Raw genomic sequence first — 18,773 nt, forward strand, 5'->3', positions numbered from 1 at the left:
AACGATGATACATGACGCAATTGGCAGGTATTTCACCAGACCGATCGGAACAAGCCGGAAAAAATTCCTGTTATCCGTTTTTTATCTGAAGTATCTCCGCAAATGCGATAATAAACTTATGGTTTGACAATTATCTTGTTCCCCTCTATTTCAAACCGGACCCGTGTGGCTTCCAGCATTTTCAATACAAGCGATGCGTTGTTGCTTTTTGATATTTCTCCGCTGAACTTCATGTCCGGGACCTTGCCTTCATATGTTACCGTAACATCGTACCACCGGGCTATTTGCCGCATCACCGTCTGCAGGTCTGTACCGTCAAAATAAAAATATCCGTTCCTCCATGCTGTAACAGCGTCAATATTGATATCGGAGATGATGTCGATTTCCCCTGCTTTATTTAACCTTGCCTGCTGGCCCGGCTTCATCAGGTAATGTTTATTGGCTTTGCTGAATCTGATCGACCCTTCAAGCAATGTTGCGACGACCGATGGCTCATCCGCATATGCATTTACATTGAAATGCGTACCGAGCACTTCAATTTCACTGCCATTGGCGGACTTCACCCTGAAAGGTTTTTGCTTCATTTTAGCGACCTCGAAATATGCTTCCCCGGTAATTTCCACGATACGTTCAGCACCTGTAAATGCAGTAGGATAGGTGATGGAAGATGCCGCATTCAGCCATACATCAGTGCCGTCCGGCAACTGCAGCTTGTACTGCCCGCCCCTGGGTACGGATAACGTATGATATTCTGCCATAGCGGCTTTACCATAGTAGTTCAGTAACCCGCTGTCATTATTAACGGTTAATGCTCCGTTTTGAATGATCTGACCGTGACTGGTATCCAGCACAATGATCTGTCCGTTCCCGAGTTGCAGTACTGCGCGGTCCGATCCGGGAAGGACATCCTGCACCTGCACAACGGTTTCCGCTGTTTTATCACCCTGCTTAAGCAGGATCCAGCCGGTGGCCGCTCCCAAAACGGCAAAAATGACGGCAGCCGCTATCCGCCAATTGAAGCGTGTGTTCCGGTGGACAGTAAACTCGGGAGCAGGCGCGGTTTCACTACGCATGCCCTGCAGGAGCTTTTCTTTGATCTCCTGCTCAAGGTCCAGCCTGGCCGCCGCGTTTAAATGCTGAAAGGGATCTGCATCTTTATTCAGCTCATCCAGATAATCCAGGTACACTTCCACAAAATGGGTTTCAGCCGGTGTCGAACGCCCGCTTTCATACCTTTCGAGTACCTGTTGCAGATATTTTTTATCCTTTTCGGAGAGCATACAAAAAGTCCTTTGGTGTTATAGTCACCAAAAGATCACTTTCTTCCCGAAAAAAATGAAGAATTTTTAAAAAAAGTTCAGCGGGGCGTATGGGAGAGCATGATCAACAGGATGGGCAGGTGTTTGAGCCTTGTTTTCAGGTATTGTACCGTAATGCTCAGGTTATTCTGGACCGTTTTCCTGGACAGGTTCATGTCAATGGCTATTTCCTGTGCTGAAAGGTTGTCGAAGTAGTATTTTACAAAAATGCGGCGCTGCTTCTCTGGCAGAACGGCTATCCATGCTTCCAGGAGATTGACGAACTCGTTCATATTCACCTGGTTGTCTGCCTTGAAAGGCGATTGCAGCACTGCTTCAAATGAATCCAGCAGGGCGGTGCTTTTCTTTCTGTTGATATGATTGATCACCCTGAACCGGATGGCCTTTTCCAGGTAAGCGGCTAAAAATGCGATGGACAGGTCAGTTCTTCTTTTCCAGATATCCAGTAATACATCATTAACAATTTCCTTGGCATCCTCGCTGTCGTTCAACTTATTGTAAGCAGACTTGTATAACTTTTCCCAATACCGGTTGTATATCTCGGTAAAGGCCCCTTCTTCGCTGAATTTTAAAGACTCAACAAGCTCCTGATCTGTATATGTATGAAAATTCGGCAATCAAAACCATTTATCCCGCATCCGGTAGGTAGTCCATCAATCAAAGCCAATTATACATAATTTATCCCAGATTGTGCATACGGATGCCGGGTGTTGCGTGCTTCTGCCGGAGACGGTTATTTTACTTCAATGGGCAGGCTGGCGCTGTTGGTGCCGGCCATGATGCCGTAGCCGTCAAGCACATTCGAATAAACACTGCCGGGTTCTACGAGGGGATTATTGGTGGTGCTGCTTTGCAGTTCCAGTGTTTTGAGGTACAGCCATGCGGCGTGTGTGAGGCCCGTTACTTCCAGCAGCAGGTATCCGCCGGCTTTATTGACCTCCTCTGTTTGCATCACCACGGTAATTTCCCTGCCTTCGAAACGTTCATCGCTGATCAGGGTATATTCCAGGAAGCGGTCGGATATCAGGTCTGTAAAGTTATTGTTATAGGAAGGATCGAAACGGTAGCGCGCGCGTTTTTCCGGAACAAAGTTGTTGCTGGCATGGAACAGGCGGAACCGGTAGAAGTCGCTGCCTGGAAGGTCCCGCAACACAAAGCGCACGCGGCTGCCTCCGGCCTGCGCGAACGGGGCGGACAATAACGGTGCGCGGGGCAGGGTGTCCGTTGCATACACCGTATCCAGTCCTGCCGCACTTACTTCCAGCGAGTACCGCAAGCCGTATTGAACAGGGGAACCGGAAACGAAATATCCCTTTCCGCCGATCTGCTGCCAGCTGACCGGAATACTTGCATTACCGGCTTTGAGGGAAACCGAGGCGCCGGGTATTTCCGGGAAAACACTGGCCCCTGGCGGCTGCGAACGGGTCACCCGCAGGTACAGCAGGCTGTCCGGCTGCAGGAGCGCATTCACCACAATCTTGTCGCCATCATAGGGAACGGGAATATCTACCGGTTTTTCGCAGGCCATCCAGCAAAAGCAGAGCAATAGTATTCCTGTCCGTCTGTTTCCACTCATGTGTTTTTACAATTTATACCTGAAACGATTTGCATGCATGTGTTATTACAATTTATGCCCGAAACGATATGCATGCATGTGTTTTTACAATTTATACCTGAAACGATATGCATGCATGTGTTATTACAATTTATACCTGAAACAATTTGCACTCATGTATTCTTACAATTCATACCTGAAACAATTGGCGGCATCATTTCCTTCGTTCCAAAAATTTCCCTGCACAGGCTGCCGCATATCTTCGTACCCATTGATCAGAATTTGATCGCATAAGATATGCTCGGCAGGATGGGCAGAATGCTCAGCATCGTCAGCTGCCTTTCCCGTGTCTGCTCATTCCTGCTGTAATAGTAAAAGAAGGGATTCTGCCGGTTGTACACATTCATGAACCCGAAGGTCAGGATGTAGGCGGTATTCTTCCGTTGTTTGGTATGTGTAGCACTGATATCCAGGCGATGCATGTCCTGCATGCGCAGAAAATTCCTTTTTTCCACCACGTCCACTTCTCCCGGTGGCGTTGCCGGCGGCGGGAAGCCGGGAGTGGGTTCGGTCACCTGCTCGTAACTCCCTGTAGGCAATGTGAGCGGCATGCCGGTGTTGAACTGCCAGTTGGCGGAAAGCTCCCATCGCTTGCCGAGCTGCTGTGATAATACGACTTCTATTTCATGGCGGTGGTCATACTTGTAAGGAAATACACGGCCGTGATTCACGTTCGGGAAAGCGCGTTCAGACTTCGCCAGCGTATAACCGATCCATCCTTTGAAGGTGCCCGTTTTCTTTTGCAGCAATAATTCCATCCCGTAGCTCCGGCCCCGGCCCACGATCACATTCTCGTCCCAACTGCCGGAGGCGGACTGGAAATTGAGATTGTTCTCCACGTATTCGATCACATTACGCATGGATTTATAATATACTTCCACCGATGCTTCATACCGGTTATCCGCAGAGGTCTTTGCCAGGCCGGCGGCTACCTGCCTGGAAAACATCGGCTTTACCTTGCTGGTAGCGGGCACCCACAGGTCCGTGGGCAAAAATGTGGCATTATTGGCGAGCAGGTGGATATGCTGCGTCATCTGGGTATAGGAAAGCTTCAGCGCCCACTTGCGCGGCAGCAGGTAACGGAAGCCCAGCCTGGGCTGTATGGACACGTATGCATTTCCCGGTACGAGGAAAGCAGCGGTATGTACACCGAGGTTCAGGTACATGGAATCCCCGATCTGCCAGTCGTCTTCCAGGTAGAGGGAAAGTTCAGCGCCTTTGTTGAAGTCGTCATTATAAGCGGTATCCGTGAGTTGCTGGTTGTCCGTGGCGTTGCGGAAGCTGGTGATGCCGGGCCGGAACCCGTGAAAGGTGGCCTGCCCGCCGAAACGCATGGAATGTTCCGGGTTGGGCCGGTAATCGAGATCCATTTTCATGCCGCCATTTTCCACACTGGAATAATAGCGGCCATACATGTTATCTTTCTCCGCAATATCCAGCGCTTCATAATCATAGTTGTATTCTGTCCGGAAAAGGAAACGGGAATAATTGAAGGTGATATTGGAAAAGAGCCTTGGCGAAAAGATGTGGTTCCAGCGGAGCGCATAGGCCTGATTCCCCCATCCCATTTCAAAATCCATCAGCTCCTTGTACCGTTTCGGCTCGTTGTTGAGGGAATCGAACTGCATGTTGCGGTTGATGCTGGCCTGGTCCTGCCCTCCGTAAGCGCTCAGAAAGATGCGGTCGCGGGGAGAAAAGATGTGATTGATGCGGATATTGGCATCATAGAAGTAGGCATAAAAGCTGCCCTTTTCTCCGAGGTTCATCTGGTCCCTGGCAAGGTCTCCCGCCAGCAGGTCCGCATACGTGCGGCGGGCGGTAACGATAAAAGAGGTTTTACCTTTGATCAGCGGGCCTTCTATCATGGCATTGGACGCCAGCAGGCCGAGGGATACCTGTCCGTGAAAGCTGTGCATATTGCCGTCCTTCATGGAGATGTCCACCACGGAAGAGAGGCGCCCGCCGTAACGGGCGGGGAATGCGCCTTTGTAGAGATCAACATTCTTGATGATATCCGGATTGAAAACAGAAAAGACACCGAAGAGATGGCTGGCATTGTACACCGGCGTTCCATCCAGCAGGATGAGGTTCTGATCAGGACTGCCGCCCCTGACGTGGATACCGCTGGAGCCTTCCATTCCGCCGCTGACACCGGGCATGGCCTGGATACTGCGCAGCACATCCGATTCGCCAAGCAGCCGGGGCATGGTTTTCACCTGCGAAAGCGCTACGTTCACCTTGCTCATCTGCGTCTGCTCCTGCAGCCCGGGCAGGTTTTCCGTTACCTCTACTTCCTCTAACGTATTCACCGGCGCCAGCCGGATGCTGATCTGCCGGCTTTCCTTGTCTTTCAGAGACAATCGCTGCGGTTCATACCCCACGTAACTGATCATCAGTCCAAGTGTATCCTTTTCCGTTGTCAGGCTGTAAAATCCGTATTGATTGGTGACCGTGCCTGTCTGGAGATGGGGCGCATAGATCGTAGCGCCGATGAGCTTTTCACCGGTGCGGGCGTCTTCCACAAAACCGTTGATGGTTCTGCCCGGTGTATGCTTTACGGCAAGCACCAGCTGTTCCCCGATGCGTTTGAATTGTACGGACTGCCCGGAAAAAAGCTGTTCCATCACCCGGCGCAGGGGTTCCTGGTGCACATTCAGCGTAACACGGCGGTTCATGCTCACTACATCTCGACTGTAGGAAAAATGAATGCCGTACTCCTTTTCCAGCAGATCGCAGACGACGGAGAGGGGTTGGTCCTTTACGGACAAAGTAATTTTCGTGCGCCAGTTCCACGCAAAAAGCTGCATGGGGACCCAGGTAAAAAGCAATCCCAGCAGCAGTTTCCTGGCCAATGACATTGTTACAGGTTTATGATGAAGTCAGGTTATCTGATAGAAAAATCGTATTCCCCGTTGTTATCCACCCGGGTATTGGTCATGAAAGCGATGGTTTCCATGATATTCTCAATGGGCTCGTTCTCAAAATTGGCGGTCACTTCTTTCCGCAGCAAAGCTGTGTCTTCTACGTTGACGGTAATGCCATATACGGCTTTCAGCGTCTGCAGCACCTCCTGCAGCGGCACATCGCGGAACACGAGTGATCTTTTTGCGATATCCTTTACGTGCGCGGCCACTTCAAAAGGTTGTTGCGGTTCATCCTGCTTCAGCAGCATTCCGCCGGACAAAATTACGTTTTCTCCCTTTGTCGCGTTAATGACCATGATACGGCCATTGCTGACATGTACGGTCAGATCATTATTTTCCGGCTGATAATCGACTGTAAAACGGGTGCCCAGCACTTTGATCTCCGTTTTGCCGAGTACGATCACGAAGGGGCTTCCCGCCTGCTGCGCAATATCGAATACCGCCTTGCCGGAGAATGCCACCCGTCTTTCTTTTTTTCCGAAATCTGCCGACAGCTCCATCAATGCGCCCTGTTCCATCATCACCTTGCTGCCATCTTCCAATGCCGCCTGCTGCGCCCCTGAAAACACCACCTGTTCTGCGCCGGACCGCGTGCTGAGCCAGAACCCCAGCCCTCCCAGTACCAGTACTGCCGCCGCCACCTGCAGCCAGCGGTAACGCCTGCGGGGAAGAACTACGGTTTCCCGACCGGCAGCAGTATCCTCCACCGCCCTGTCCTGTGTAAAATGCGCTGACAAATCCCTGCCTTGCCCGCCCCATTCCGCCATTCCGGACGACCCGGAGCCGGTTATCCCCCGCTTCAACCTCTCCCAGCTGGAATCGGTATCCAGCCCCGGATAAGTTATCGCCGGCGCCGGTGCGTCCAGCATGCTGCGAATGGCAGACAGCACCTCTTCATTGGCAGTATTTTCCGTCCGCCAGGTTTCCACCCAGCGGCGCTCCACGCCATCCGCTTCATTCAGCAGATATTTGCAGAGCAGGGAATATAAAGCCTCATCAGGTTGCAGCATGCTCTTGAACAGTTGTACGTTAACAGAATTTGTCAGGAAGACGCCTGTAAAACAGCCATCCCCCTATGTATAGTTATAAAAATAATAGCGGCAGGTATTCCCGCAGCTCATGGTGTAATATTTTCAATGCCTTACCCATCTGGTTTTCAACGGTTTTTACGGAAATATTCATCACCGTGGCAATTTCCGCATACTTCAGTTGCTGCTTCCGGCTCAGCAAGAAAACCTCCCGGCAGCGCTCCGGCAGCTTCTCCAGGGCCAGGTGCAGCTTTCCCTCCAGCTCCCGTGCCTGTATGGAAAAATGCACTTCGGGGTCCTGCATTTTTCCGAAGGCATTTTCTTTTGTTGTGCGAACGGTTTGCTTCCGCCACTGGCTGATAGCCGTATTGCGGATAGCGGTAAAGAGATAAGACCTTTCCGATCCGTTGATAGCAATCCCTTCCCGCTTTTCCCATATCTGGGAAAATACAAGTTGCACGACTTCCTCTGCCTCATACGGATCACCGGTATAGTGAATGGCGAATGCCAGGCAGTGAGCGTGATGCTCCTTAAATATCCGTTCAAAAGACTGCAGGTCCAACATGGTCTAACGTGGGCAAAATTAGGCGGCTATCGCTGATAAACCAAATAAGCTGTCTTTTTATATCTTTGCCCGTAGATGTACGGTCTTATCAAAAAAATACTCTTTGGTTTCCCCCCTGAAAGCATTCACCATAGCGTAATGCGGGGTTTGAAGATTATCAATGCGCTGCCCTTCGGCAAAAATGTGCTGGATGCGTTCTGCCAGCCCCGCGGGAATGGCCTGGAACGTGAATTATGGGGCCTCCGGTTCAGGAATCCGGTGGGCCTTGCCGCAGGTTTCGATAAAGATGCCAGGTATATCGATGAGCTGGCCCATCTTGGCTTCGGATTCGTGGAGATCGGTACGGTCACGCCACAGCCGCAACCGGGAAACGACCAGCCCCGGCTGTTCCGCCTGCCGGAAGACAAAGCCCTCATCAACCGCATGGGTTTCAATAACGAAGGGGCAAGGGCCGCAGCCAAACGCCTCCAACAGCGCCGTTCCCATATTATCGTGGGCGGAAACATCGGCAAGAACAAGGTCACGCCTAACGAAGAAGCGATCAGCGATTATGAAAAATGTTTTCATACCCTGTTCGATGTGGTCGATTACTTTGTGGTGAACGTCAGCTCCCCCAATACGCCCAATCTCCGGGCGCTGCAGGAAAAAGAGCCGCTGAAGCAGCTGCTGCATCATCTGCAAACGCTGAACATGCAAAAGGCCAGCCCCAAACCCATCCTCCTGAAAATTGCCCCCGATCTTACTACAACGCAACTGGATGATATCATCGAGATCGTAGCGGAAACCGGACTGGCCGGCATCGTAGCCACCAATACCACCATCAGCCGGGAAGGGCTGCAAACCAGCCCGGAAACCCTGGAGCAGATCGGCGCAGGCGGGCTCAGCGGGCTGCCGGTAAGGGAACGCGCTACCGAAGTGATCCGGTACATCCATCAGCATTCGGGCGGTAAAATACCCATCATCGCCGCAGGCGGCATTTTCACGGCCAAAGACGCACAGGAAAAGCTGGATGCAGGCGCTTCGCTGGTGCAGGTGTACACCGGGTTCATCTACGAAGGGCCGGCTATTGTGAAGAAGATCTGTCAGGGTTTAACGCCGTCACCAGCCATTTAAATAGTTGTGACCACAATCCGGAAAGACGCCCCTTTTACCGGTTAGCCGCGGCAATCAATGTACAGGCCACCACACCGGCGGTCTCCGTGCGTAACCGTGTATCCCCCAAGGTTACCGGAACGAAACCATATTGCAGGGCCAGCTCAATTTCCTGCGGGGCAAAGTCCCCTTCCGGCCCTATCAGCATCAAGGTATCTTTCCCCGGCTGCACGGCATCCAGCAGATGCTGTTTCTGATCCGGCAGGCAGTGCGCGATGAAGCGCTGGCCTTTTTCATCCCTGCCCATCAGCGTCTCCAATGGCAATGGTCCGCTCAATACCGGCAAATACCATTGCTTCGATTGCAGCATGGCCGATACCAATATATTCTCCAGCCGCTCCGCCTTGAATTTTTCTTTTTCCGTACGCAAGGTGATCAGGGGAATGATGCCCTGCACGCCGATCTCCACCGCCTTCTCCAGGAACCACTCCATGCGGGAAGCATTTTTGGTGAAGGCAATGGCCATGCGCACGGCCGGGACAGGCGCCGGCACAGTGGTTTGGCCGGTAATGCCCACTACGCATTTCTTGCGGTGATCATCCGTCACTATCGCTTCGTAGCGCGTTCCTTTGCCGTCCGCCAGCAGAACGGCATCTCCTTTTACTTTCCGCAATACCTGGATGCAATATTTGGAGGTAGGCTCATCCATCGTATAAGAACCGGCGCCGGGTGTTATATCCTTCGCATAAAAAACTGGTAACTCCATGGCACTAAATTATATCTTTTCCGTTTGTTGTTCCAGGCGGCGGGTAATGGACTGAAAGCGGAAGAAGAGCAATACCGATGCGCCCAGCAGCCCAAGCAGCAATCCCCACCAGATACCCTGCACACCATATCCCATCTTTATACCGAGCCAGTACCCCACCGGCAGGCCCAGCACCCAGTACGCCAGGAGGGTAATAACGGTGGGCACCTTCACATCACCGAGCCCCCGCAGAATGCCCAGCCCCACCACCTGCGTGCCATCGAACAGCTGAAAGAAAGCGGCGATCAGCAACAGGCCCGAAGCGATGCTGATGACCGCGGGATCATTGATGTACATGGCCGGCAGCAAACGGCTCCCCAGCATGAACACCAGCGCAGCCACCCCCATCAGCACCAGTACCATGTGATAGCTGGCAATAGCGGAATGCCGCAGATCTGTAAAGTTACCGCGGCCGAAGTTGTTGCCGCTGCGGATACCGGCAGCCGCGGAGATGCCGCTGGCCATCATATAGGTCATGGCAGCAAGACTGATGGCGATCTGGTGCGCCGCCAGCTCCGCGGCCCCTATCCAGCCCACCATGATAGCTGCGCCGCTGAAAGCGCTCACCTCAAAAATGTATTGCAGGGCCACCGGTGTACCCAGTCCCGCTATTTTCTTCAGGGTGGCCGGTCTTATATGCCGGAAGCCGAACGTTTGCAGATAGGCTTTAAAACGCGGTGAGCGGAGTACATACCAGCCCATCGTCACCGCCATCAATAACCGGTCTACCACCGTAGCGAGCCCCACACCGGCCACGCCCATCCGCGGGAGGCCGAAAAAGCCATACACCAGCGCTATGCCCAGCAGGATGTTGAGCACATTACCCAGGATGCTGATGTTCATGGCCTGCCTGGTGAACCCTAGGCCTTCGGCAAACTGTTTGAAGGTTAAGAACACCATCAGCGGGATGAACGACAGCGCGAGGTACTGCAGGTAGATCTCCCCCTCCGCCGCAACATCCGGCTGCTGTTGCATACCGTCGAGGTTATGCCCCACCAGCAGGATGAGGCCGAAAAGCAATATGCCTGTGAGGAGGTTGATCAGGAGACTGTGGGCCAGCAGATGCCCGCAGCTCCGCCTGTTGCCCCGGCCGTTCTCCTGCGCGATCAACGGCGTAAGACCGTATGACATGCCGATGCCCGTGACCATGAACACGGAGAATATGCTGCCGCCGAGGGATACGGCGGCCAGCGGCACCTTGCCGGTATGACCGATGATGATGCTGTCGCTCAGCGCAACGAGGGTGTGGCCTAACTGGGAGATTACAACCGGGTAGGCCAGGTGGAAATTGTCTTTATAATGAGATCGGTACTTTTTATACAGTCGTTTCATGTCGTTCACAAGCATTAAAAAAGCCGGCAACTTTAAAGGTTGATGCCGGCTTCAGTTATTTTTTCAGGATGCTTTGCTAAAATGGTGCATCCCCGAATGCATCGTCATCAAAATCCATATCGTTCATCTTCGAACCTTTCTGGATGAATATCTTGGCTTCATCGTGCCCGCCGCCGTGGCCTTTCATGCCTGCGAAAGCATTGCCGCCGGTGGAAGGGGGCCCGTCCACGAACCCGTCATCTTCAAAGCGCTGGAATTCCAGTATGGCCCGGAGCTTCACGGTATCCAGCTGGCCGTTCCTGTGCTTCGCAATGCGGACGTGGGTTTCGCCTTTGTTGGATTCCCCCATTTCGTTGGTGGTGATCTCGTAGTATTCAGGCCGGTAGATGAACATCACCATATCCGCATCCTGTTCAATGGCACCGGATTCCCGGAGGTCGCTCAGCTGCGGCATTTTGTTGCCGTCTTTCCGCTTTTCCACATCACGGCTTAACTGTGACAGGGCCAGTACCGGTACGTTCAGTTCTTTCGCCATCCCCTTCAGGTCACGGGAGATCTTGCTGATCTCCTGCTCGCGGTTGGTGTTGCGGCCGTTTTCCGCGCCGCTCATCAATTGCAGGTAGTCAATGATGATGATGCCTACGCCGTGGTTATGTACGAGGCGGCGGCATTTGGCGCGCAGCTCGAAGATGTTCAGACCGGGGGTATCATCAATGAAGATGGGGGCTTTGGCGAGCCTTTCGATACCGTGGGTCATCAGCTTGCGCATTTCATGCTCTTCCAGCTTGCCGCGGGTGATCTTCTCCAGCTTGATCTCGGATTCGGCGGCCAGGATACGTTGTACGAGCTGGCCGCTGGACATTTCCAGTGAAAATATCGCGGCGCCTTTGGGATATTTCGGGTGAAGGGCGGCATTACGGGCAAGGTTCAACGCGAAGGCGGTTTTACCCACGGCAGGGCGCGCAGCCAGGATGATCAGGTCAGACGGCTGCCAGCCATATGTGATCTTGTCCAGCGTAGGGAAACCGGAAGGTACGCCGGTGATATCATCGCCCTTGTTCCGCAGGTCTTCGATACGTTTGATGGTGTTCACCAATACCCGGTCTATCGAATCATAATTCTTGCGGAGGTGATTGTTGGTGACTTCAAACAGCTTGGATTCCGCGGCGTCCAGCAGGTCGAACACATCGGCCGTATCCTCATACGCTTCACTGATGATCTCGCCGGAAATGCGGATCAGTTCCCGCTGGATGAATTTCTGCAGCACAATACGGGCATGCGCTTCAATATTCGCGGAAGACACCACCATATTGGTGAGGCGGGTAATGAAAAAGGGACCGCCCACGAGTTCCAGTTCAGCTGATGATTTCAGTTCTTCCACCACCGTGAGGATGTCCACAGGCATGGATTTGCCGGCAAGGCGTTGCATGGCGGCAAATATCTTCTGATGCGCATCTACGTAAAAACATTCGGATTTCAGGATCTCGATGACCGTGTCAAAAGCGCCTTTTTCCAGCATAAGCGCACCCAATACCGCTTCTTCAAGCTCTTTCGCCTGGGGGGGCACTTTACCGTAAACCATCGTGGAGATATCAATAGCAGGCTTGCGACGCGTGTTTCGGTCTTTCTTCAGATTGAGATCCATTTATATTCAGCGCATTAAGGAGGTTATAGAAAATAGTGGTTACTGTATGGCCGGGTTGCTTAATTATTTACAACTTTTTTATATCAGTTCCATTCACACCAGTTTAACAAATTGTAAAATTTTTGAACCGGAAAAACTAAGGTAACAGCATTTTTCTGATAAACCGGTTTAAATCCGGAACAATATTTATCCGAACGCTACCCACAGGTTATCCCAAGCCGAACATACGGTTATCCACCGTTTTTCAGGGGGTTATCCACCGAAATGGATAAAAATCCCAAGCAAAGATCGGATTATTCACATTTCCTGTGCATAAAGATTTTCCACATTTTACTTGGCTAAATTTCCATCTTGCCGTACAGCAGAAGTTGTTAACTTTACGCGCGATCAGGCGTCCACGTAAGGCGCCTGGCATCAAAATACAAGGATAGAAAATGACGATCTCGTATAATTGGCTCTGTGATTATCTGCCGGTAAAACCCGCACCGGAGGAACTTTCCGTAATACTTACCGCGGTTGGGCTGGAAGTAGAGAGCCTGGAAAGGTTTGAAAGCGTAAAAGGCAGCCTGGAAGGGCTGGTGATCGGGGAAGTATTGAGCGTGGAAAAACATCCCAATGCGGACAAGCTGCGCCTGACGAAAGTGAACATCGGCAACGGTGAGCCGCTGAGCATCGTCTGCGGTGCGCCCAATGTGGCAGCAGGCCAGAAAGTAGTGGTAGCCCCCATCGGCGCCACCATTTACCCTTCTTCCGGCGAGCCGCTTACCATGAAAAAGGCGAAGATCCGCGGGGAAGAGAGCTACGGGATGATCTGTGCGGAAGACGAGATCGGGCTGGGAGACAGCCATGACGGCATCCTGGTACTGGATGCCTCCCTGCAGCCGGGCCTCACCGCCCGGGAACTCTTTCAGCCGGCTGAGGACTGGGTATTTGAAATAGGCCTCACCCCTAATCATATGGACGCCATGAGCCATATGGGCGTGGCGCGCGACATCTGCGCCTGGCTGAACAACCATGAACATACGCAGATCTACCAGGTGCGCAGGCCCGGCATCCATGCGGCATCCCCGGCAGCACAGCCGCGGGAGACCGGCGTAGAGGTTAAAAACACGGAGGCCTGTCCCCGTTACTGCGGGCAGACCGTCACCGGCATCAAGGTAGGGCCTTCACCATCCTGGATGCAGCACCGCCTGCAAGCCATCGGCGTGCGCCCGATCAATAATATCGTGGATATCACCAATTACGTGCTGCATGAGACCGGGCAGCCGCTGCATGCATTTGATGCCGCGGAGATCAAAGGCGGCAAAGTCATCATTCAAAACCTCCCCGCCGGCACACCTTTTACCACACTGGACGGCAAAGAACGCAAGCTGGACGCCGGGGACCTGATGATCTGCGACGGAGAGAACAACCCGTTGTGCATTGCCGGGGTATTCGGCGGCATACAATCCGGCGTAAAAGAGACCACCACCGAAATATTCCTGGAAAGCGCATTCTTCAGCGCCACCGGTATCCGCAAATCCTCCGTCCGCCACGGTCTTCGTACAGACGCTGCCGTGCGCTTCGAAAAAGGGGCGGACATCAGCATGGCGCCCTTCGCCCTGGAAAGAGCCGTTGCCCTGATGGGCGAACTGGCCCATGGCGCCCCGGCCTCGGGTGTAACAGATACATACCCTTCACCCGCACCGCAAAACAGCGTAGCGCTTTCCTATCAATATATCAATACCCTGAGCGGCCACCAATATGCACCGGATAAAGTAAAAAATATCCTCTGCAGCCTGGGATTCACCATACAGTCGGAAGACGAAGCCCAGCTGCGTGTAGCCGTTCCATACCATAAAACGGATATCTCCATTCCGGCCGATATCGTGGAAGAGGTCATGCGCATCGACGGGCTGGACAATATCCCCATCCCTCCCCTGGTAAACATGGCGCCCTCCCCCCAGGAGCAGCCGGATAAGGAAAGGGTAAAGGAAAAGATTGCCGATTACCTCGCCGCCAACGGCTTTTCAGAAATATTTACCAATTCCATCACCAACAGCCAGTACTATACGCACCTGGAACAGGAGGGGCTGGTAAAAATGATCAATAATCTCAGTGCGGAACTGGACGTGATGCGTCCATCCATGCTGGAAACCGGCCTGGAACGGATCGCCTACAACCTCAACCGCCGGAATGAGGACCTGCTGTTCTTCGAGTTCGGGAAGACCTACATCCGTGAGGGTGCCGGAAAATACACCGAAACGGAACACCTCAGCCTTTATCTGACAGGGCAGAAAAGGCCCGAAAGCTGGATGTTCAAAGCAGCGCCGGTGGATTTTTACTACCTGAAAGGCTATGTGCAGAACATCCTGCAGCGGCTGGCGCTACCCTCTCCGCAAATGACCGCGGTATCCACGCATGGCCTGCAGCCAGCGTTCGAGATCAGCGTAAACGGTGCGGTGATTGCCGTACTTGGTGCGGTAGATAACCAGCAGCTCAAGACGTTCGACATCAAACAGGCGGTGTGGTATGCCGATTTCTACTGGGCAACGATCCTGCAGCAACTGCAGACGAAAGAGGCCTTCTATGAAGAGATCCCGAAGTTCCCCGCGGTGCGGCGGGATCTGGCGCTGGTGCTGGACAGGCAGGTGAGTTTCGCTGCGGTGGAAGCCGCCGCCCGTACGGTTAAAACATCATTACTGCAACATATCAACCTGTTCGACGTTTTTGAAAGCGAAAAACTCGGCGCCGGCAAAAAATCATATGCGATCAGCTTTACGTTCCAGGACAAGCAGAAAACGCTGACCGACCAGGAAACGGATGCATTGATGAACAAGCTGGTGAAAGCATTCGAAACACAGCTACAGGCTGAGATCCGGAAATAATGGAACTCGAACAATATATCCAGCGCATTGAGGACAAGCTGCATCAGCTGTTGAAAAAACTACAGCAGGCGCAGGCGGATAATGCCATGCTCCGGGAGCAGCTTTCCCTCCATCAATCCGAGCTTAAAGAGCAGGAGACGACCATTGCATCCCTGGACCAGCGACTCAAAATGGCAAAAATTGCCACTGCTACGCAGGGAAATGGTTTGTCAGAAGATGAGGAAGCGTTCCGCCGGGAAGTGAGGGGGAAGATCAATGACTATATCCGGGAGATAGACCGGTGCATTGCGCTGCTGAACTCCTAGATATAGAGACTGGTATCCAGGTTCTCCACTCCCATGATCCTGACAGACCTGATCAGGTCGTGCCGGGGATTGATCAGATAGATCCTTTCGTCCGGGAACACTGCGGAAGGGAATGAGACCACCAGCGTGTCCGCTGCTTTCAGTATCCGCGACCCGAATGCCCGGGCAGCCTCCGGGCGGGGCCAGGTTCTCCATTCAGGCGGCAGCTCACTTTCGGCAAACTCTCTCAGACTGCCGCCGGGCACATCAAAGATGGTGAATACCATATCATGCAACTCCTGGTCAAAATGATACCCGCCCCGCGAAAACTCGATCAGGCACTGTGACCGGCGCAGACAGGTGTAAATACAGCGGTCCCCGATATCGTGCCACCGGCCGGTTACAAACCTTGCAGCAAAACCCGTGGGGTCCGCACTGTACTCCCTCGTGCTGAGCTGGTGTAATTTCAGATTCATCGTTATTGTCATTTTAAGGTAGTCCATTAATATATACCCATCTCCAGCCTGCGCAGCTCATTTTGCACTTCCTGCATCCCCACCTGGGTATCCATTACTTCTATGGGCGCCAGGTCCCCGAAAGCCTTGTTCTTCCGCTTCATCCACTGGACCACCTTTTTTCTGTCCCGGAAAATGTCATATGCATGCCCGTACACATCCACAATAGACATGATCCTGTCGCTCACACTCTGACTGAACACCTCCTTGTCCTTCTTCAGATAAAGCGTTCTGTCCGTTACAGACAACATTTTACCCAAAGTGGCATACTCCAGCCCCAGCGTATCCTTCAGGATCGCTAACTGATCTTTTGTAACACCCTGCTTTACCAGCTCGATCTTCCATTTAAAAGATGACTTTCTCATTACTGCTATGGATTCTAAAGAGTTGAACAAATCCTCCTGCCGGCCTCCTGATGGTTTCCGGCCCTTTTTACCGTTGTCAAATTCCTTCGTCATGGCAAATGTAAATTATTTTTTGTTTACAAATTCAGTTGGGTTGAAAAAATATTTCCTTTAATCGGATGAAAATTTTCGTTTAATAGATTGAATATCAATATGATTAAACCATTATCAATTTGATAGTAAAATTTTCATGCGGATTTAAAAAGTTTACATTATTGTAAACACAAATTAATTCAATTATCACGAATCAAGTCAAAAAAACTCTCCCGTAGCCACCGGCCTATATCTGCCGGCATTCCTTACATTTGTGGCACAACAATCCTAACAAGATGGAAACGCTCATCCCGGTCAACATAGTGGTCGCCGACCGCACCTACCGCATCAAAATCCGCACGGAAGAAGAAGAAGCCGTACGCCGTGTCATGAAAGAAGTGAATGAAAAGATCATCGAGTTCAAAGCCGCCTATGCGGGAAAGGACATCCAGGATTACATCGCCATGGCGCTGATCATGTACGCCACACACCCCGCCACCAGCGGCGGAAAGGCACAGGCGGGCGTTGCCCCCTTCCTCCGGGAAAAACTGCAACACCTTGACAATCTGCTGGATGAACACCTGAAATGACCGCCAAACCCCTAAATAATTCATTATCACGAGCCTCCCGTGCTTTACTGCCAATATTTTTGTTATTTTCGCGGGTCGGCTTTTGCACCTATTGTTGAAAAAGGGCGGGGAGACATTTTATATCAATACTCTTTTAAACTACAGAATATGACAGAACTTATCATAGTGGGCGTCGTAGCTCTCGCTATCGGTATATTGCTTGGAAAGTTGATTTTCGCTAAAAACACCCAGAGGAAAATACAGGAAGCAGAAGATCAGGCCAAAAGGATTGTTGCAGAGGGCCAGCTTTCCGCCGAAACATTAAAGAAAGACAAACTGCTGGAAGCGAAGGAGAAATATCTTCAGATGAAATCCGAGCACGAGAAAGAAGTACTGCAGCGTAACCAGAAGATCTCGGAATCCGAGAACCGCATCAAGCAAAAAGAACAAGGCCTTAACCAGAAAACCGAGCAGCTCCAGAAACAGGTAGCGGAGAACGAATCCATCAAGGAGAACCTCGGCCGCCAGATAGAACTGGTGAACATCAAACGTTCCGAACTGGAAAAACACCAGGAAGAGCACATCCGCCGCCTGGAGAAAGTTGCGGCCCTGTCCGCCGAAGAGGCCCGCCAGCAACTGGTGGAAAGCCTGAAAGAAGAAGCCCGCTCCCAGGCTATGAGCCACATCCAGGAGATCATCGAGGATGCCAAGACCAAAGCCAACAAGGAAGCCAAAAAGATCATCATACAATCCATCCAGCGTACCGCCGCCGAAAACACCATCGAGAACGCCATTACCGTGTTCAACCTGGAAAGCGACGAGATCAAAGGCCAGATCATCGGCCGGGAAGGCCGTAACATCCGTGCCATTGAAGCGGCTACGGGTGTGGACCTGATCGTGGACGATACCCCGGAAGCCATCGTGCTTTCTTCCTTCGACCCCCTGCGCCGCGAGATCGCCCGCCTGAGCCTGCAACGCCTGGTACAGGACGGCCGTATCCACCCCGCACGTATCGAGGAAGTTGTGGAAAAGACCAAACGCCAGCTGGAAGAACAGGTGATGGAAATCGGGGAAAGGACCGTGATAGAGCTGGGCATCCACGGTCTGCACAAAGAACTGGTGCGTATGGTCGGCAAAATGCGCTTCCGCTCCTCTTACGGCCAGAACCTGTTGATGCACTCCAAGGAAACCGCCAACCTTTGCGCCGTGATGGCCGCGGAACTGGGCCTCAATCCCAAGCTCGCCAAACGCGCCGGCCTCCTGCACGATATCGGCAAAGTGCCTGATGAAGAATCCGAACTGAGCCACGCCCTCCTCGGCGCCAAGCTCGCTGAAAAATACGGCGAACATCCTGCCATCGTGAACGCCATCGGCGCACACCACGATGAAATGGAAATGGCCTACGTGATCTCCCCCATCGTTCAGGCCTGTGACGCCATCAGCGGCGCCCGCCCCGGCGCCCGCCGCGAGATCATGCAAAGCTACCTGCAAAGGATCAAAGACCTGGAAAACCTCGCCCTCGCTTACGATGGCGTGGAAAAAGCATATGCCATCCAGGCCGGCCGCGAACTGCGCGTGATCGTGGAAAGCGAAAAAGTAACCGACAGCGATGCAGACCGCCTCAGCTTCGAGATCGCCAACAAGATCCAGAACGAAATGCAATATCCCGGACAGATCAAAGTAACCGTTATCCGTGAACGGAGAGCGGTGAACGTTGCCCGGTAACGATATCCGTTTACCTTTTCCCAAAGCTGCCGCATCATACGCGGCAGCTTT

At 52.5% G+C, this 18,773-nt stretch carries 16 protein-coding genes; 5 read left to right on the forward strand and 11 right to left on the reverse strand.

All coding sequences use genetic code 11. The features are described 5' to 3' along the window. Window positions 1-116: 116 nt before the first annotated feature. The 6 genes from FW415_RS24485 to FW415_RS24510 all read right to left on the reverse strand — a co-directional run bounded on the left by FW415_RS24485 (window position 117) and on the right by FW415_RS24510 (window position 7,451). Window positions 117-1,280 (reverse strand): FecR family protein, encoded by a 1,164-nt coding sequence (locus FW415_RS24485; RefSeq protein ID WP_148389712.1) that lies wholly within the window; start codon window positions 1,278-1,280, stop codon window positions 117-119. A gap of 77 nt (window positions 1,281-1,357) precedes the next feature. After that, complete coding sequence (locus FW415_RS24490; RefSeq protein ID WP_148389713.1) at window positions 1,358-1,936, reverse strand: RNA polymerase sigma factor; 579 nt, start codon at window positions 1,934-1,936, stop codon at window positions 1,358-1,360. Between the two features lie 116 nt (window positions 1,937-2,052). Beyond that, the gene (locus FW415_RS24495) at window positions 2,053-2,895 is read right to left on the reverse strand and encodes a DUF4249 domain-containing protein (protein WP_148389714.1); all 843 of its coding nucleotides are present in this window, start codon (window positions 2,893-2,895) and stop codon (window positions 2,053-2,055) included. Window positions 2,896-3,149: 254 nt separating this feature from the next. Further along, on the reverse strand, window positions 3,150-5,792 hold the full coding sequence (locus tag FW415_RS24500; RefSeq protein WP_148389715.1) for a TonB-dependent receptor domain-containing protein: 2,643 nt from the start codon (window positions 5,790-5,792) through the stop codon (window positions 3,150-3,152). 26 nt (window positions 5,793-5,818) lie between these two features. Beyond that, window positions 5,819-6,868: a FecR family protein gene (locus FW415_RS24505; protein ID WP_148389716.1), complete on the reverse strand. Its 1,050-nt coding sequence runs from the start codon at window positions 6,866-6,868 to the stop codon at window positions 5,819-5,821. Between the two features lie 73 nt (window positions 6,869-6,941). Beyond that, entirely contained in the window at window positions 6,942-7,451 is a 510-nt protein-coding gene (locus tag FW415_RS24510; RefSeq protein ID WP_148389717.1) for an RNA polymerase sigma-70 factor, read from the reverse strand. Window positions 7,452-7,526: 75 nt separating this feature from the next. Between FW415_RS24510 and FW415_RS24515 the strand changes: the two genes are divergently transcribed. Continuing rightward, window positions 7,527-8,564, forward strand: a complete 1,038-nt coding sequence (locus tag FW415_RS24515; RefSeq protein ID WP_148389718.1) for a quinone-dependent dihydroorotate dehydrogenase — start codon at window positions 7,527-7,529, stop codon at window positions 8,562-8,564. A gap of 34 nt (window positions 8,565-8,598) precedes the next feature. Here FW415_RS24515 and FW415_RS24520 read toward each other — a convergent pair whose 3' ends face one another. The 3 genes from FW415_RS24520 to dnaB form a co-directional block, all read right to left on the reverse strand. Continuing rightward, window positions 8,599-9,309: a 16S rRNA (uracil(1498)-N(3))-methyltransferase gene (locus FW415_RS24520; protein ID WP_148389719.1), complete on the reverse strand. Its 711-nt coding sequence runs from the start codon at window positions 9,307-9,309 to the stop codon at window positions 8,599-8,601. Between the two features lie 9 nt (window positions 9,310-9,318). Beyond that, entirely contained in the window at window positions 9,319-10,680 is a 1,362-nt protein-coding gene (locus FW415_RS24525) for an MATE family efflux transporter (RefSeq protein ID WP_148389720.1), read from the reverse strand. A 76-nt stretch (window positions 10,681-10,756) separates the two neighbouring features. Further along, complete coding sequence (gene dnaB / locus FW415_RS24530) at window positions 10,757-12,325, reverse strand: replicative DNA helicase (RefSeq protein ID WP_148389721.1); 1,569 nt, start codon at window positions 12,323-12,325, stop codon at window positions 10,757-10,759. Between the two features lie 434 nt (window positions 12,326-12,759). Here dnaB and pheT point away from each other — a divergent pair, with 434 nt between their 5' ends. Then, entirely contained in the window at window positions 12,760-15,192 is a 2,433-nt protein-coding gene (gene pheT / locus FW415_RS24535) for a phenylalanine--tRNA ligase subunit beta (RefSeq protein ID WP_148389722.1), read from the forward strand. Further along, entirely contained in the window at window positions 15,192-15,497 is a 306-nt protein-coding gene (locus tag FW415_RS24540) for a hypothetical protein (protein WP_148389723.1), read from the forward strand. Before pheT ends, FW415_RS24540 begins: the two co-directional genes overlap by 1 nt. On the opposite strand, the gene FW415_RS24545 is transcribed toward FW415_RS24540, so the two are convergent. Further along, window positions 15,494-15,952: an RES family NAD+ phosphorylase gene (locus FW415_RS24545; protein WP_168208968.1), complete on the reverse strand. Its 459-nt coding sequence runs from the start codon at window positions 15,950-15,952 to the stop codon at window positions 15,494-15,496. The two genes, FW415_RS24540 and FW415_RS24545, sit on opposite strands and share 4 nt — an antisense overlap. A gap of 26 nt (window positions 15,953-15,978) precedes the next feature. Further along, the gene (locus FW415_RS24550; protein ID WP_148389725.1) at window positions 15,979-16,449 is read right to left on the reverse strand and encodes an antitoxin Xre/MbcA/ParS toxin-binding domain-containing protein; all 471 of its coding nucleotides are present in this window, start codon (window positions 16,447-16,449) and stop codon (window positions 15,979-15,981) included. 275 nt (window positions 16,450-16,724) lie between these two features. On the opposite strand from FW415_RS24550, the gene FW415_RS24555 reads away from it, so the two are divergent. After that, window positions 16,725-17,018, forward strand: coding sequence for a cell division protein ZapA (locus FW415_RS24555; RefSeq protein ID WP_146857865.1), 294 nt, complete (start codon window positions 16,725-16,727; stop codon window positions 17,016-17,018). Between the two features lie 147 nt (window positions 17,019-17,165). Further along, entirely contained in the window at window positions 17,166-18,722 is a 1,557-nt protein-coding gene (rny, locus tag FW415_RS24560; protein ID WP_148389726.1) for a ribonuclease Y, read from the forward strand. Window positions 18,723-18,773 lie beyond the last annotated feature (51 nt).

It is taken from the genome of Chitinophaga sp. XS-30 (assembly GCF_008086345.1).
Classification (GTDB): Bacteria; Bacteroidota; Bacteroidia; order Chitinophagales; family Chitinophagaceae; genus Chitinophaga.

What these genes read in the sequence shown, in the direction of transcription:
- FW415_RS24485 (WP_148389712.1), bottom strand. Translation starts at nt 1,280, where the DNA reads ATGCTCTCCGAAAAGGATAAAAAATATCTGCAACAGGTACTCGAAAGG.
- FW415_RS24495 (WP_148389714.1), bottom strand. Translation starts at nt 2,895, where the DNA reads ATGAGTGGAAACAGACGGACAGGAATACTATTGCTCTGCTTTTGCTGG.
- FW415_RS24500 (WP_148389715.1), bottom strand. Translation starts at nt 5,792, where the DNA reads ATGTCATTGGCCAGGAAACTGCTGCTGGGATTGCTTTTTACCTGGGTC.
- FW415_RS24505 (WP_148389716.1), bottom strand. Translation starts at nt 6,868, where the DNA reads ATGCTGCAACCTGATGAGGCTTTATATTCCCTGCTCTGCAAATATCTG.
- FW415_RS24510 (WP_148389717.1), bottom strand. Translation starts at nt 7,451, where the DNA reads ATGTTGGACCTGCAGTCTTTTGAACGGATATTTAAGGAGCATCACGCT.
- FW415_RS24515 (WP_148389718.1), top strand. Translation starts at nt 7,527, where the DNA reads ATGTACGGTCTTATCAAAAAAATACTCTTTGGTTTCCCCCCTGAAAGC.
- FW415_RS24520 (WP_148389719.1), bottom strand. Translation starts at nt 9,309, where the DNA reads ATGGAGTTACCAGTTTTTTATGCGAAGGATATAACACCCGGCGCCGGT.
- FW415_RS24525 (WP_148389720.1), bottom strand. Translation starts at nt 10,680, where the DNA reads ATGAAACGACTGTATAAAAAGTACCGATCTCATTATAAAGACAATTTC.
- dnaB (WP_148389721.1), bottom strand. Translation starts at nt 12,325, where the DNA reads ATGGATCTCAATCTGAAGAAAGACCGAAACACGCGTCGCAAGCCTGCT.
- pheT (WP_148389722.1), top strand. Translation starts at nt 12,760, where the DNA reads ATGACGATCTCGTATAATTGGCTCTGTGATTATCTGCCGGTAAAACCC.
- FW415_RS24540 (WP_148389723.1), top strand. Translation starts at nt 15,192, where the DNA reads ATGGAACTCGAACAATATATCCAGCGCATTGAGGACAAGCTGCATCAG.
- FW415_RS24545 (WP_168208968.1), bottom strand. Translation starts at nt 15,952, where the DNA reads ATGAATCTGAAATTACACCAGCTCAGCACGAGGGAGTACAGTGCGGAC.
- FW415_RS24550 (WP_148389725.1), bottom strand. Translation starts at nt 16,449, where the DNA reads ATGACGAAGGAATTTGACAACGGTAAAAAGGGCCGGAAACCATCAGGA.
- FW415_RS24555 (WP_146857865.1), top strand. Translation starts at nt 16,725, where the DNA reads ATGGAAACGCTCATCCCGGTCAACATAGTGGTCGCCGACCGCACCTAC.
- rny (WP_148389726.1), top strand. Translation starts at nt 17,166, where the DNA reads ATGACAGAACTTATCATAGTGGGCGTCGTAGCTCTCGCTATCGGTATA.